Annotated in this window: 14 protein-coding genes; 12 read left to right on the plus strand and 2 right to left on the minus strand. The window is 60.5% G+C overall.

Annotation, left to right across the window (positions count from 1 at the left end; all coding sequences use genetic code 11):
- The first annotated feature begins 4 nt into the window (after window positions 1-4).
- The 10 genes from AC4FIA_RS11520 to AC4FIA_RS11565 all read left to right on the plus strand — a co-directional run bounded on the left by AC4FIA_RS11520 (window position 5) and on the right by AC4FIA_RS11565 (window position 9,124).
- Entirely contained in the window at window positions 5-511 is a 507-nt protein-coding gene (locus AC4FIA_RS11520) for a TRAP transporter small permease (protein WP_234994823.1), read from the plus strand.
- 3 nt (window positions 512-514) lie between these two features.
- On the plus strand, window positions 515-1,795 hold the full coding sequence (locus tag AC4FIA_RS11525) for a TRAP transporter large permease (protein ID WP_490365963.1): 1,281 nt from the start codon (window positions 515-517) through the stop codon (window positions 1,793-1,795).
- Between the two features lie 12 nt (window positions 1,796-1,807).
- Entirely contained in the window at window positions 1,808-2,119 is a 312-nt protein-coding gene (locus AC4FIA_RS11530) for a cupin domain-containing protein (RefSeq protein WP_490365964.1), read from the plus strand.
- A gap of 15 nt (window positions 2,120-2,134) precedes the next feature.
- Window positions 2,135-2,959, plus strand: coding sequence for a 5-dehydro-4-deoxy-D-glucuronate isomerase (gene kduI / locus AC4FIA_RS11535; RefSeq protein WP_490365965.1), 825 nt, complete (start codon window positions 2,135-2,137; stop codon window positions 2,957-2,959).
- Window positions 2,956-3,702 carry a 2-dehydro-3-deoxy-D-gluconate 5-dehydrogenase KduD gene (kduD, locus tag AC4FIA_RS11540; RefSeq protein ID WP_490365966.1) on the plus strand — a complete coding sequence of 249 codons (747 nt, stop codon included), beginning with the start codon at window positions 2,956-2,958 and terminating at the stop codon, window positions 3,700-3,702. Before kduI ends, kduD begins: the two co-directional genes overlap by 4 nt.
- Window positions 3,680-5,131, plus strand: coding sequence for a mannitol dehydrogenase family protein (locus AC4FIA_RS11545; RefSeq protein ID WP_490366058.1), 1,452 nt, complete (start codon window positions 3,680-3,682; stop codon window positions 5,129-5,131). The genes kduD and AC4FIA_RS11545 overlap by 23 nt, the downstream gene beginning before the upstream one ends.
- Window positions 5,128-6,315 carry a mannonate dehydratase gene (gene uxuA, locus AC4FIA_RS11550; protein WP_490365967.1) on the plus strand — a complete coding sequence of 396 codons (1,188 nt, stop codon included), beginning with the start codon at window positions 5,128-5,130 and terminating at the stop codon, window positions 6,313-6,315. The genes AC4FIA_RS11545 and uxuA overlap by 4 nt, the downstream gene beginning before the upstream one ends.
- Window positions 6,308-7,831 carry a UxaA family hydrolase gene (locus tag AC4FIA_RS11555; protein WP_490365968.1) on the plus strand — a complete coding sequence of 508 codons (1,524 nt, stop codon included), beginning with the start codon at window positions 6,308-6,310 and terminating at the stop codon, window positions 7,829-7,831. The genes uxuA and AC4FIA_RS11555 overlap by 8 nt, the downstream gene beginning before the upstream one ends.
- A 205-nt stretch (window positions 7,832-8,036) precedes the next feature.
- On the plus strand, window positions 8,037-8,192 hold the full coding sequence (gene hemP / locus AC4FIA_RS11560; RefSeq protein ID WP_407703080.1) for a hemin uptake protein HemP: 156 nt from the start codon (window positions 8,037-8,039) through the stop codon (window positions 8,190-8,192).
- A 263-nt stretch (window positions 8,193-8,455) separates the two neighbouring features.
- Window positions 8,456-9,124 (plus strand): GntR family transcriptional regulator, encoded by a 669-nt coding sequence (locus AC4FIA_RS11565; RefSeq protein ID WP_490365969.1) that lies wholly within the window; start codon window positions 8,456-8,458, stop codon window positions 9,122-9,124.
- Here AC4FIA_RS11565 and AC4FIA_RS11570 read toward each other — a convergent pair.
- On the minus strand, window positions 9,121-11,445 hold the full coding sequence (locus AC4FIA_RS11570) for a Tex family protein (RefSeq protein ID WP_490365970.1): 2,325 nt from the start codon (window positions 11,443-11,445) through the stop codon (window positions 9,121-9,123). The two genes, AC4FIA_RS11565 and AC4FIA_RS11570, sit on opposite strands and share 4 nt — an antisense overlap.
- An 84-nt stretch (window positions 11,446-11,529) precedes the next feature.
- Window positions 11,530-11,946 (minus strand): Fur family transcriptional regulator, encoded by a 417-nt coding sequence (locus AC4FIA_RS11575; protein ID WP_103911713.1) that lies wholly within the window; start codon window positions 11,944-11,946, stop codon window positions 11,530-11,532.
- A 119-nt stretch (window positions 11,947-12,065) separates the two neighbouring features.
- Between AC4FIA_RS11575 and AC4FIA_RS11580 the strand changes: the two genes are divergently transcribed.
- Together AC4FIA_RS11580 and AC4FIA_RS11585 are read left to right on the plus strand one after the other, a co-directional pair.
- A complete protein-coding gene (locus AC4FIA_RS11580; protein WP_490365971.1) occupies window positions 12,066-12,965 on the plus strand; it encodes a metal ABC transporter substrate-binding protein in 900 nt (299 codons plus the stop codon).
- The gene (locus AC4FIA_RS11585; protein ID WP_490365972.1) at window positions 12,962-13,711 is read left to right on the plus strand and encodes an ATP-binding cassette domain-containing protein; all 750 of its coding nucleotides are present in this window, start codon (window positions 12,962-12,964) and stop codon (window positions 13,709-13,711) included. Before AC4FIA_RS11580 ends, AC4FIA_RS11585 begins: the two co-directional genes overlap by 4 nt.
- Window positions 13,712-13,713: the final 2 nt, after the last annotated feature.

Below are 13,713 nucleotides of genomic sequence, written 5' to 3' on the forward strand. Positions count from 1 at the left end.
CGCCGTGGAAACGATTGCGATCATCACAGGGAAACTTGCCCGTATCGGGCTGTGGATCGCGGGGGCGGGGCTTGTTGCCATGACCGTCATGATCGCGGCGCAGGTCTGGTGGCGGTATGTTCTGAACGACAGCATCATCTGGACCGAACCCGCATCCGTCATGGTGATGGGCTGGTTCATTCTGCTGGGGGCCGCTGTCGGTATCCGCGAAGGCTATCACCTGTCGTTCGAGGTATTTTTGCACTTTGCACCGGACCGGCTGAAGCTGATCCTTTATTCGATCTCTGACATTGTTGTGACGGCCTTCGGCTTTGGCATGGTTTGGTACGGCACGCTGCTGGCCATGAAAACTGCCGGCAACAAGATCCCGTCGCTGGGGATTTCCGGCGCTTATGATTTCCTTCCCATCGTGGTGGGCGGCGTCCTTGTGGTGCTGTTTTCACTGGAACGGCTGGCGCGCCGCGCTGCCGGATTGCCGACCGCCCGCTTTGGCGAAGAACTGGACGACTGACCTATGGAACTCTGGATTCTTTTCGGAACCTTCACCTTTCTTTTGCTGATCGGCACGCCGGTCGCCTTCTGTCTGGGCGTGTCCAGCTTTGCGACCGTTCTGTACATGGGCCTGCCGCCGGTGGTGGTGTTCCAGCGTCTGAACTCGGGCGTGTCCGTCTTTGCGCTTATGGCGATCCCCTTCTTTATCTACGCGGGCGAGCTGATGGTCAGGGGCGATATCGCCCGACGGCTGGTTGCCTTGGCGGGGGGACTTGTCGGCCACTTACGCGGTGGTCTGGGCCAAGTGAACATCACGGCGTCTGTGTTGTTTGGCGGCATCTCCGGCTCGGCTGCGGCGGATGCGTCGGCCATCGGGGGCCTGATGATCCCGCAGATGGAGAAGAAGGGTTATGACACCGACTATGCGGTGAACGTAACGGTCGTGTCGTCGATCATCGCGCTGATGCTGCCGCCGTCCCACAACCTGATCATCTATTCGATTTCGGCGGGCGGACGTCTGTCTATCGCCGATCTGTTCACCGCCGGTATCATCCCGGGCCTACTGCTGGCGTTCGCACTAATGGTGGCTGCATGGCTGGTGGCGCGCAAGCGTGGTTACCCGACCGAACCTTTCCCCGGTGTGCGGATGTTGGGTGTTTTGCTGGCCTCGGCCATTCCGGGCCTGATCCTTGTGGCGATCATCTTTGGGGGCGTGCGTTCGGGCATTTTCACCGCATCTGAAAGTTCCTGTATTGCCGTGGTCTATGCCTTCCTAGTGACAGTCTTCGCCTATCGCAGCCTGAACTGGACCGAGTTCTGTGAAGCAACCTTTGCCGCCGTGCGCACAACGGCGATGGTTCTGCTGGTCATCGGCATGGCGGCGGCCTTCGGATGGCTTCTGGCCTTCCTTAAGGTGCCTTCCGAAATGGTGACCTTCCTGAAGGGCGTGTCGGACAACCCCATTGTGATCCTGCTGCTGATCAACATCAGCCTGCTGGTTCTGGGCACCTTCATGGACATGAGCCCGCTGATCGTGATCACCACGCCGATCTTCCTGCCGGTCGCCACCGCCTTTGGCGTCGATCCGGTGCAGTTCGGCATCATCCTGATCCTGAACCTTGGCATCGGCCTGTGCACACCGCCTGTGGGTGCTGTGCTGTTCGTCGGCTGTGCTGTGGGCAAGATCGGGATCGGGCAGGCCATGCGCACGATCTGGCCTTTCTACTTTGCGGCCTTTGGCGTGCTGCTGCTGGTTACCTATGTGCCCGCGTTGTCGCTTTGGCTGCCCTCTCTTTTCCGCTGATTGGAGTTTTCGATGATCCGCACGTTTCCGGTTGTTCACCCTGATCAGGGCGTGGCCCGTCAGGTGTTGTCCGACAGTCCTGAACTGATGGTTGTGTCCTTCGCTTTCGAAGAGGGCGCGAAGGGCGCGTTGCACAGCCACCCGCATGTCCAGTCGACCTATGTGAAGACCGGCAAGTTCCGCTTTTCCGTGGCTGGCAACAGCTTTGACGTCAAACCTGGCGACAGCTTTGTCATCCCGTCGGGTGCCGAGCACGGTTGCACCTGCCTTGAGCCGGGCGAGCTGATCGACACCTTCACCCCTCGCCGCGACGATTTTCTTTGAACAGGAGCCATTTCCATGACCACCGCTGAAACCCGCTACGCCATTGATCCCGCAACCTCCAAGACGCTGGATACCCAAGGTCTGCGCGATCATTTCCACGTGGGCGGCCTGTTCGCCGAGGGCGAGATCAAGCTGGTGTATTCCCATTACGATCGTCTGATCCTTGGCTCGGCTGTGCCTGCGGGCAAGGACCTGACGCTGGATCATGTTCCGGAAACGGGCACCGCCACCATTCTGGAACGACGCGAAATGGGCATTCTGAATATCGGCGACACAGGCACCGTGTCTGTTGGTGGCGAAACCTATGAAATTGCCAACGGCGAAGTGCTGTACATCGGCATGGGCGCAGGCGCGATCACCTTCAGCGGGGCAGGGCGCTACTACATCCTGTCCGCCCCTGCGCACCGCACATGCCCGACCAAGCTGATCACACTGGCCGAGGCGAAGCGGGTCGAGTTGGGTTCCATCGCGACGGCCAACGAGCGGGTGATCATTCAGCTGCTTCACCCCGATGTCTGCGAAAGCTGCCAACTGCTGATGGGCTACACTCAGTTCAAAGAAGGCTCGGTCTGGAACACAATGCCCGCCCACCTGCATGACCGCCGGATGGAAGCCTATCTGTATTTCGACATGACGGCAGACCAGCGCGTGTTCCACTTCATGGGCCAGCCGAGCGAGACGCGGCACATCGTTGTGGCCAACGAAGAGGCCGTGATTTCCCCGCCGTGGTCCATCCACTCGGGCGCGGGCACCGGCTCTTACACCTTCTGCTGGGCGATGGCCGGTGACAACGTAGACTTCACCGACATGGACATGGTCGCGATGGAGGACCTGCGATGAGCAACCCCTTCAGCATCGAAGGCAAGCGCGCGCTGGTGACGGGGGCGAACACAGGGATCGGTCAGGCGATTGCCATTGGTCTGGCCGCTGCCGGTGCCCATGTGATCGCCGCTGGCAGGTCGTCCTGTGATGACACCGTCGCGCAGATCACTGCCGCAGGTGGCAGTGCCGAGGCGCTGACGCTGGACCTGTCCGATCCGGTCAAAGGCGCGTCCCAGCTGGCCAAGGCCGGTGATCTGGACATTCTGGTGAACAACGCAGGCATCATCCGGCGCGAGGACTCGGTTGATTATTCCGAGGCCGATTGGGACGATGTGATGGATGTGAACCTGAAGGCCGTGTTCCTGCTGTGTCAGGCCTTTGCCAAGGCCGCGATTGCGCGTGGGGCCGAGGGTCGCATTGTGAACATCGCATCGCTGCTCAGCTTTCAGGGCGGCATCCGCGTGCCTGCCTATACCGCGTCGAAACATGGTGTGGCTGGTCTGACCAAGATTTTCGCCAATGAATGGGCCGCGAAGGGCATCAATGTGAATGCCGTGGCACCTGGCTATATCGCAACCAACAACACCGAAGCGCTGCGCAACGACGCGGCGCGCAATCAGGCGATTTTGGATCGTATTCCGGCGGGTCGCTGGGGCGATGCGGAGGATATCGCTGGTGCGGTGACCTTCCTGTGCACGCCTGCTGCGAAATACGTGACAGGTGCGGTTCTGAATGTGGATGGAGGCTGGCTTGCCCGCTAACCCGAGACTGACCCGACAAGGCGACGCGCCGAAAACTGGTATCGTCCACCTTGGCCCCGGCGCGTTCTTTCGCGCGTTCAATGCTATCTATACGCAAGAGGCGATGGCGGCCTCGGGCGGCGATTGGGGTATCACGGCTGTAAGCCTGCGCAGCCCCACGGCGCGTGACCAGCTTGAACCGCAGGGGGGTGTTTATACATCCGTGTCCTTGGGGGCCGAGGGCGTTACGCATACCGTGATCGGGTCGATCAATAAGGTGCTGGTCGCACCGGAAAGCCCGTCTGCGGTTCTGGATGTGATGGCTGATCCGGCGGTGAAGATCGTGTCATTGACCATCACCGAAAAAGGGTACTGCCACGAGCCGTCTACGGGGCGGCTGCGGTTGGATCATGCCGACATCGTGCATGATCTGGCGCATTTGGATGCGCCGCAATCGGCGCTCGGGTTTATCGTGGGTGCTTTGGCGCGGCGTCGGTCTGCGGGCATTGCGCCCTTCACGGTGTTAAGCTGCGATAACCTGCCGTCGAACGGCCATCTGGCGCGCGGCATGGTGTTGGAGTTTGCGGGGCAAGTGGACGCCGGTCTCCGCGACTGGATCGCGTCCGAGGGCCGTTTTCCGGCCACCATGGTGGACCGGATCACGCCCGCGACGACCGAGGCGGACATAGCCGCGCTGGAAGAGGCGCAGGGCTATTATGATCCGGCCTGTGTCCAGCATGAACCCTTCCGTCAGTGGGTCATCGAAGATGACTTCGTCGACGGCGCGCGGCCTGACTGGCACGTGGGCGGTGCGCAATTCGTGCGGGATGTGGATGCCCACGAGACGATGAAACTGCGCTGTCTGAACGGCACCCATTCGACGCTGGCCTATCTGGGCTACTTGGCGGGGTATGAGACGATTTCCGACACGGTGTCCGATGCGGCATTCGCTGGGCTATGTGAGTATTTGTGGACAGACGAAATCATACCCACAGTGCCCCAGCCCGAAGGTGAGGATTTGGCGGCATATGCGGCGGCTTTGTTGGAGCGGTATCGCAATCCGGCCATTCGTCACCGGACGTGGCAGATTGCTATGGACGGGTCGCAAAAGCTGCCCCAGCGGATTTTGGGAACGGTAAGTGATGCTTTGGCTGCGGGTCGGTCTGTGCCTGGACTTGCGCTCGCTGTGGCGGGGTGGATGCGTTACGTGGGGGGCGTGGATGAAGCCGGTGCGATGATTGATGTGCGTGATCCTTTGGCGGCGCGTTTGCGCGAGCTGTCGGAAGGCGCGGCAACGCCCGCTGCGAAGGTGGCCGCCCTGTTGGGGGTTGAGGACGTGTTCGCGCCTGAGCTGGCGGCGCATGACGGTTTTCGGGCTGCGGTGACGGGGGGCTATGAGGGGCTGGTCGCCAAAGGCGCGCGCGCCATGGTGCAGGAGTTGGTGGCATGATCGAGACGTGGCGCTGGTTTGGTCCGTTGGACGCGATTGATCTCTCCGAGATTGCGCAGACGGGTGCGCGGGGCATTGTGACAGCCTTGCACGACATTCCCTATGGCGAGGTCTGGCCGGTTGAGGCGATTGCCGAGCGCAAGGCGATGATTGAGGCGTCAGGCGCGCATTGGGCTGTGGTGGAAAGTCTGCCGGTGCATGAGGATATCAAGCTGGGGCAGGGGGATCTGGATGGGTTGTTCGAGAACTACCGCCAGTCGCTGGCGAACCTTGCGTCGCAGGGCGTGACGACCGTTTGCTATAACTTCATGCCGCTTCTGGATTGGACGCGGACCCGTTTGGATGCTGCTTTGCCGGATGGTGGCACATCGCTGCGGTTTTCGCAGGTCGAGATGGCCGGGTTCGAGGTTCATATGCTGGGGCGCGAAGGTGCTGAGGCCGAGTATACTCAGGATATACTAGATCAGGCCACCGAGTGGGCCGACGGCGCGGATGAGGCAGAGCGGCAGCGGTTGTTGACGGCGATCATGTCCGGATTGCCGGGGGCCTATGCGCGGTATGATGTGGAGGGTCTGCGAGCGGCGCTTGCGCCTTGGCAGGGGTTTACCACCGAAGATTTGCAGGCGAACCTTAAGCGGTTTCTGGAAGAGGTTATCCCGACGGCGTCAGAGTTGGGGATGCGGATGTGTATCCATCCCGATGATCCGCCGCGTCCGTTGCTCGGATTGCCGCGCATCGTTTCATCGCGCGATCATATCGCGGCGATCATGGCAATGGTGGATGATGTGGCCAACGGTCTGACGCTGTGTGCTGGTTCGCTGGGGGCCAATCCGGTCAATGACGTGCCTGCCATCGCGGCGGAGTTTGCGGATCGGATTCATTTTGCCCATCTGCGGAATGTCCGGAAGGAACCGGATGGGTCGTTTGAGGAAGCTGCGCATCTGGATGGGGACACGGATATGCCGGCCTTGGTTGCGGTTTTGCTGGCGGAAGAGAAGCGTCGCCGGAAGGACGCGCGCAGGGATGCGGATATTCCGTTCCGTCCGGATCATGGTCATGCCCTGTTGACTGATGAAGGGCGCAATACCCATCCGGGCTATCCGCTGATCGGGCGTTTGCGCGGATTGGCTGAATTGCGCGGTGTGATCGCCGGTTTGACCTATGCGGATGCAACACATGGCTGAGCCGATTGTTCTGGACCCGAAAGATGACGTGGCCATTCTGACGGCTAAGGCCGGTGCGGGGGATGATCCTTTGGGGCTGGGTGCGCCTTTGGACGCGCCTGTTGCGCAGGGTCATAAGGTTGCGCGGCATGCTTTGGTGAAGGGCGCGGCGATCCGGAAGTTCGGGCAGATCATCGGCTATGCCACGGCAGACATTGCTGCGGGCGAGCATGTACACAGCCACAACTGTGCCATCGGGGATCACGATCGGGGCTATGAGATCGGTGCGGATCTGGAGGCCGCCAAGGCGGCTGTTGCCCCGCAGAAGCCGATGACATTTCAGGGATACCGCCGTGAAGACGGACGTGTGGGAACCCGGAACTATATCGCGCTGTGTGCCACTGTGAATTGTTCAGCCACCGTCATCCGGAAAGCGGCGGATGAGGTTGTGCGTCGTGGCCTGCTCGCGCCCTATCCCAACGTGGATGGCATCTTTGCGCTGGCCCATGGGACGGGCTGTGGCATGGCGTCGGAGGGCGCGGGATGGGACAACCTTCAGCGTGTCCTTTGGGGGCATGCGACGCACCCCAATGTGGGCGCGGCGGTGTTTGTGGGCCTTGGCTGTGAGGTGATGCAGATCGCACGGATGAAGACCCTGTTCGGGGCCGAGGGGAGCGAACGGTTTCACGGCCTGACCATTCAGGACACAGGCGGCACGCGCGCCACGATTGAGGCGATTGTTGCCAAGGTGGCAGAACTGCTGCCCGAGGTGGCCAAGGCTGAGCGTACGACCTGTCCAGCCTCTGATCTGGTGATCGGGCTGCAATGTGGTGGTTCTGATGGCTATTCCGGTATCACTGCGAACCCTGCTTTGGGGGCCGCGTCGGATTTGCTGGTGGCACAAGGGGGCACGACCGTACTGTCGGAGACGCCTGAGATTTACGGGGCCGAGCAGTTGTTGCTGCGGCGTGCCGTGAATGGCGATGTGGCCGACAAGCTGATCGAACGTATCCGCTGGTGGGAAGAGTACACGCAGATGAACGGCGGTTCGATGGACAACAACCCGAGCCCCGGCAACAAAGCAGGCGGGTTGACCACGATCCTTGAGAAATCCTTGGGCGCTGTGGCCAAGGCGGGGTCTGCGCCGCTGTCGGACGTGCTGCACTATGGCGAGAAGATCGACAGCAAAGGTCTGATCTTTATGGACACGCCCGGATATGATCCTGTGTCTGTGACGGGCCAGATCGCCGGTGGGGCGCAGTTGATTGTGTTTACCACGGGGCGTGGATCGGCGTTCGGATCGAAACCTGCGCCGACGATCAAGGTCGCCACAAATGACCGGCTGTATCAGTCGATGTCCGAGGACATGGATATCAACTGCGGCGATATCCTGAGCCAAGGTGTGTCGATCCCGGATAAGGGCCGCGAGATGTTAGAGCATTTCCTTGCCGTCGCCTCGGGCCAGCCCAGCAAAAGCGAAGAGCTGGGGCTGGGCGACAACGAAACCGTGCCATGGCAAATCGGCGCTGTGATGTAGGATCGAAACGCGAAGGGAAACCTTCGCGTTTGTCTGTTTTGGGGGCATCGGGAATCCCGCCTTGACAAATCCTACTAAATCAATCAGGAATAACTCAGCCACCCCGCACAGGGTCAGCCAGATCAGATCGCTGTGCCAGGGGGCTGCCCTTGGCGTTCCTGCAATTTGCCGAAATGGCCAACCCTGACTGAGGGCACACACAATGATGAACCGTGAAGTTAGCGTCGAAGGCGCGCAAATCGTTCCCACGCATGAAGCCGAGCTTCTGACCTCGGGCGGCACACTGGCCCACATCCGTTTGAACGACCAAGTCTACACGCTGCGGATCACCCGCGCGGGCAAACTGATTTTGACGAAATAATACCCAAGAACCGGCGATGGCACGCGCTGCCAGTAGGTCTGTCCTGCAAACATATAGTGACCTGTTGGATTGGTTCGATAAGCGGAAACAGGGGGGCGAAACGGGAAGTTTTTCGCCCCCCTGTTTTCGTTCAAAATCACCGATTGCTTGAAAATTGGACGTTTGCCCAAGGATTGAGCGGATAAGCTGGATGTGAGTGGGCAAAAGATACTGTCAGTTTGATTGTCATTCGCCTGTTGCGTGTAGGTGATTATTGTCGATCCATGAACACCACAGGCACATTCATTCATAGCGAACATGTTTCGCAGATCGCGGCGATTTCGGCCGCTCTTGAATCTGATATTGTCAGCGGTGCACTTCCCGCTGGCACTGTTTTGGACGAAGTTTGGTTGTCCGAAAAATACCGAGTTGAACGGGCGGATATCCAATCGGTGATGCATACGCTCGTGTCGCGCAATCTGGCGGAGCGAAGTTATTCCAAAGGTCTGGTGGTTGCCGAGATCACCCGAGAACGGATTGCGCAGATGTTCGAGGCGCTGAGCGAGATTGATCTGCTGTGCGTTAAGCTTGCGGCCGAGCGGATGACGCTTGGCGAAGTTTGGGCGTTAGAAGAACTGCACCGCCAGATGGGCGCGATGGTCGAGGCCGAGGATTACGATGCCTATGACAGTGCTAATTCGCGTTTTCACGATATGATCTGCCGCAGCACCAAAAACCCCGATCTGGTTGTGATGCGCACAGGCGTGCGGGGGCGGTTGATCGGGCTGGTGGCCCGTCAGGTGGACACGCCTGCGCGGCTGAATACCTCGCACGACCAGCACGGGGCAATCGTGCGGGCGCTGCGCAATCGCGATGCTGTTCAGGCAGAAGAGGCGCTGAAAACGCATATCGCGTTCTCAGCCGAGCATATCCTGTCCAACGTGGACGTTTAGCGCTTTTTCATCGCTTCCAGCAGGGCAGCACCCAGTGCGCCCTGTGAATTGTCCTGTTTGGACTTTGGCGCGGATTTGCCGTTGTGCCGCTGTGGGCGACCTTTGCCATGGGACGGACCGGCGCTGCGTTCGGTGCGGGCCTCTTTCGCGGATGTACCGCCGTCTTTGCGCATGGACAGGCCGATGCGTTTGCGGGGGACGTCGACCTCGGTCACGCGGACTTTGACGACATCGCCGGTTTTGACCACCTCATGCGGGTCTTTCACGAACCGGTCGGCCAGTTGGCTGACGTGGACAAGCCCGTCCTGATGGACGCCGATATCAACGAAGGCCCCGAAGGCGGCGACGTTGGTCACGGTGCCTTCCAGAACCATGCCTTCGCGCAGATCGTTGATGGTTTCGACGCCGTCGGTGAATTGCGCTGTCTTGAAGCTCGGGCGCGGGTCGCGTCCGGGCTTTTCCAATTCGCCAAAGATGTCGCGGACGGTGGGCAGGCCGAAGGTGTCATCGGCGAAATCGGCAGGGTTCAGGCGTTTGAGAAGGGCAGGGTCCTTCATCACCTCGCGCAGATCGCGGCCACAGGCGGCAACGATCTTGCGCGCGACGCCATAGGCTTCGGGGTGAACCGAAGAGGCATCCAGAGGTTCCTCGCCGTCGCGGATACGCAAGAAGCCCGCACATTGTTCGAACGCCTTGGGCCCAAGGCGCGCGACCTTAAGAAGGGATTTGCGATCCTTGAAGGGGCCGTTGGAGTCGCGATGGGCGACGACAGCCTCGGCCAACACAGGGCCAAGGCCCGACACATGCGCCAGAAGCGGGGCTGAGGCGGTGTTCAGATCAACGCCAACCGCGTTCACGGCGTCTTCGACCACGGCATCCAGCGCTTTTGTCAGGCGGGATTGGTCGACGTCGTGCTGGTACTGGCCCACGCCGATGGCTTTGGGCTCGATCTTGACCAGTTCGGCCAGCGGGTCCTGTAGGCGGCGGGCGATGGACACGGCGCCGCGTAGGGACACGTCGAGATCGGGAAATTCTTTGGCCGCCAGTTCCGAGGCCGAATAGACTGATGCGCCAGCCTCGGACACGACGACCTTGGTGGGGGCGGGGATGCCCTTGGGTAGCAATTTGATCGCGTCCGCGACCAGACGTTCGGTTTCACGGCTGGCTGTGCCGTTGCCGATGGCGATCAGGGCGACGTTGTGTTGGGCGATATGACGATGGATCGCGGCAATCGCGCCGTTCACGTCGTTCTTGGGCTGGAAGGGGTAGAGCGTGTCTGTCGCCAGGACCTTGCCCGTCGCATCTACAACGGCCGCTTTCACTCCTGTCCGGATACCGGGGTCGAGGCCCAGAACGGATTTCGCACCGGCAGGGGCGGCCAGCAGCAGATCCTTCAGGTTGCGGGCAAAGACCTGAATGGCCTCTTCATGGGCGCGGGCGCGCATTTCGCCCATCAGATCGACCATCATGGTCAGCGACAGTTTGATGCGCCACGTCCAGCCCGCCATGGTGCGCAGCCAGTCGTCGCCTTTGCCGCCCTGACCGACGTTCAGCGCCTGCGCCACGATGCCCGCCGCGCGGGGTGCGCCGGTTTCGGGATCGGGGGCGATGTCGAGCGTTACGATACCCTCATTGGCAGCGCGCAGCATGGCCAATGCACGGTGAGCGGGAACGTCTGCCCATTTTTCCCGCTTGTCAAAATAGTCCTGAAATTTGGCACCCTCAGCCTCTTTCCCTGCGACGACAGAGGAGGTCAGCCAAGCCTCGGCGCGCATGAAATCGCGCAGGCGGCCCAGAAGTGTGGCGTCCTCGGACAGGCGTTCGGCGATGATGTCGCGCGCGCCGTTCAGGGCCGATTTCACGTCGGGCACGTTTTCGGTGAGGTAGGTCGCGGCCAATGCCTCGGGGTCGACGCTGCGATCGTTCAGGATGCCGTCGGCCAATGGTTCCAGCCCGTTTTCCTTGGCGATGGTCGCCTTAGTGCGCCGTTTGGGGCGGTAGGGCAGGTAAATGTCTTCCAACTCGGACTTGGTTGTCGCGTTCACGATGGAGCGCGCCAGTTCGTCGGTCAGCTTGTCTTGGGATTTGACGGATTCAAGGATGGTCGCGCGGCGGGCTTCCAGTTCGCGCAGGTAAGACAGCCGGTCGGCCAAGGTGCGCAGTTGGGAATCGTCCAGACCGCCAGTGGCCTCTTTCCGGTAGCGGGCGATGAAAGGAACGGTCGATCCTTCGTCCAGCAGTTTGACGGCGGCATCCACCTGACGGGGTTGTGCCGAAATGTCAGTGGCGATCAGCTGGGCGATACGTGCGTTGGTGTCCAAGGAGGCCTCCGAAAGTGTTGGAGGTTCGTTCTAGCCGCAGGACAAATCGGGGAAAAGAGCCCGCGCGCCTATCGGCGGAAAAAGTCAGCCGTCCTTTTTCCGGACATAGAGCTCCATACGGTGATGAACGATTTCATAGCCGATTTCGGCAGCCAGTTCGGTTTGCAACTGTTCGATGCGGTCCGAGCAGAATTCGATCACTTCGCCGGTGTCCACGTCGATCATGTGATCGTGGTGGTCATCTTCGGCCTTTTCGAAACGGGACGGGGTGCCGTCGAACTGGTGGCGCTGGATGACGCCCTGATCCTCAAGCGCGGTCAGGGTGCGGTAGACCGTGGACAGCGACAGACTGGGCATATCCTTGGACGCGCGGCGGTGCAGTTCCACGGCGTCGGGGTGGTCATCTGCGCCTGCGATCACGGTCAGCAAAGCCGCCCGCTGGCGGGTGATGCGCACACCTGCGTCGCGCAGGGCTTGGGTCAGGTCATCTGCTTTGGTCATGTCCTATTCTTTGGCATGGGTCGAAAAAATCATCAAGCCTTCTTGCAAATCGTTCGCAACAAGCTTGACAAGATGCAAATCAGTTGCAAATGCATAAAGGGACAAGATGGGAGCATTTCATGTTCACAAGACGTGGCTTTATTGCTGGCACCACCGGTTTCGCGGCTTTCGCCGGAACGGGGGCAGGGGCCTTTGCATCCGGCCGTATCAAGGTGGCGACCACCTTCACCATTATCGCGGATATGGCGCAGAACTTGGCGGGTGATCTGGCCGATGTGGTGTCGATCACCAAGCCCGGATCGGAAATTCACGGCTACCAGCCGACCCCACGCGATATTCTGGCGGCGCAAGACGCCGATTTGATCCTGTGGAACGGGATGAACCTTGAACTGTGGTTCGAACAGTTTTTCCGCAACCTGCGAAATGTGCCTGCGGCTGTTCTATCGGATGGCGTTGATCCGATGCCGATCAGCAGCGGGTCGTATGAAGGCAAGCCGAACCCGCACGCGTGGATGGCGCTGGATTCAGCGCTGATCTATGTGGACAACATCCGCGATGCCCTGTCCGAGGTCGATCCAGCGAATGCCGAGGCCTATGCCGCCAACGCCGAGGTCTACAAAACCCAGATTGCCGACACGATTGGCCCGTTGCGGGATGCCGTGCGTGCGCTGCCCGAAAACCAGCGCTGGCTGGCAACGTCCGAGGGCGCGTTTTCCTATCTGGCGCGGGATTTTGACCTGAAGGAACTGTACCTCTGGCCGATCAATGCGGATCAGCAGGGCACGCCGAAGCAGATCAAGGATGTCATCGACGCGGTCCGCGCGAATGGCGTGCCTGCCGTGTTCTCGGAATCCACAGTCTCGGATCGTCCGGCCAAACAGATCGCCCGTGAAACCGGCGCGGCCTATGGCGGGGTGCTTTTTGTGGACTCCCTATCCGAGGCTGACGGCCCCGTGCCGACCTATCTGGATTTGCTGCGGGTCACGTCCGAGACCATCTTGGAAGGGCTGCAATCATGACCGGCCTGCGCGCAAACAGGATCGGGGTGACGTACCCCAACGGCCATGTTGCGCTGCGTGACGCGAGTTTCGAGCTGCCTGAAAAGTCGATCACTGCGCTATTGGGCGTGAACGGTGCGGGGAAGTCCACGTTGTTCAAGGCGCTGATGGGCTTTGTTAAGGTCACATCAGGCACGGTCGAATTTCTGGGCAAACCCGCCGAACAGGCGCTGGATCAACAGATGGTTGCCTATGTGCCCCAGTCGGAAGAGGTCGATTGGTCTTTCCCCGTGCTGGTCAAGGATGTGGTCATGATGGGCCGCTATGGCCGCATGGGGTTTCTTCGTCGTCCGAAGGCGGCTGACAAACTGGCGGTCGAGGCCGCGCTAAGCCGTGTCGGCATGTTGGACTATCAGAACCGCCAGATTGGTGAGCTGTCCGGTGGTCAGAAAAAGCGGGTCTTCTTGGCCCGTGCGCTGGCACAAGAGGCGCAGGTTATTCTACTGGACGAACCCTTTGCGGGGGTCGACGTTAAGACCGAAGAGCAGATCATGGACCTGTTGCGCGCTTTGCGTGATGAAGGTGCCGTGATCCTTGTTGCGACGCACCACCTGAACACTGTGCCGCAGTTCTGCGATCATGCGGTTCTGGTGGATGGCACTGTTTTGGATGCGGGGCCGTTGGAGCAGACATTCACACCGGAAAAACTGCGCCGTGCCTTTGGTGGCGGGCGCAGCAACGCGATCTTTCTGGATGCGGCGGAATAGGC

The sequence above is a fragment of the Thalassococcus sp. genome (assembly GCF_982780845.1).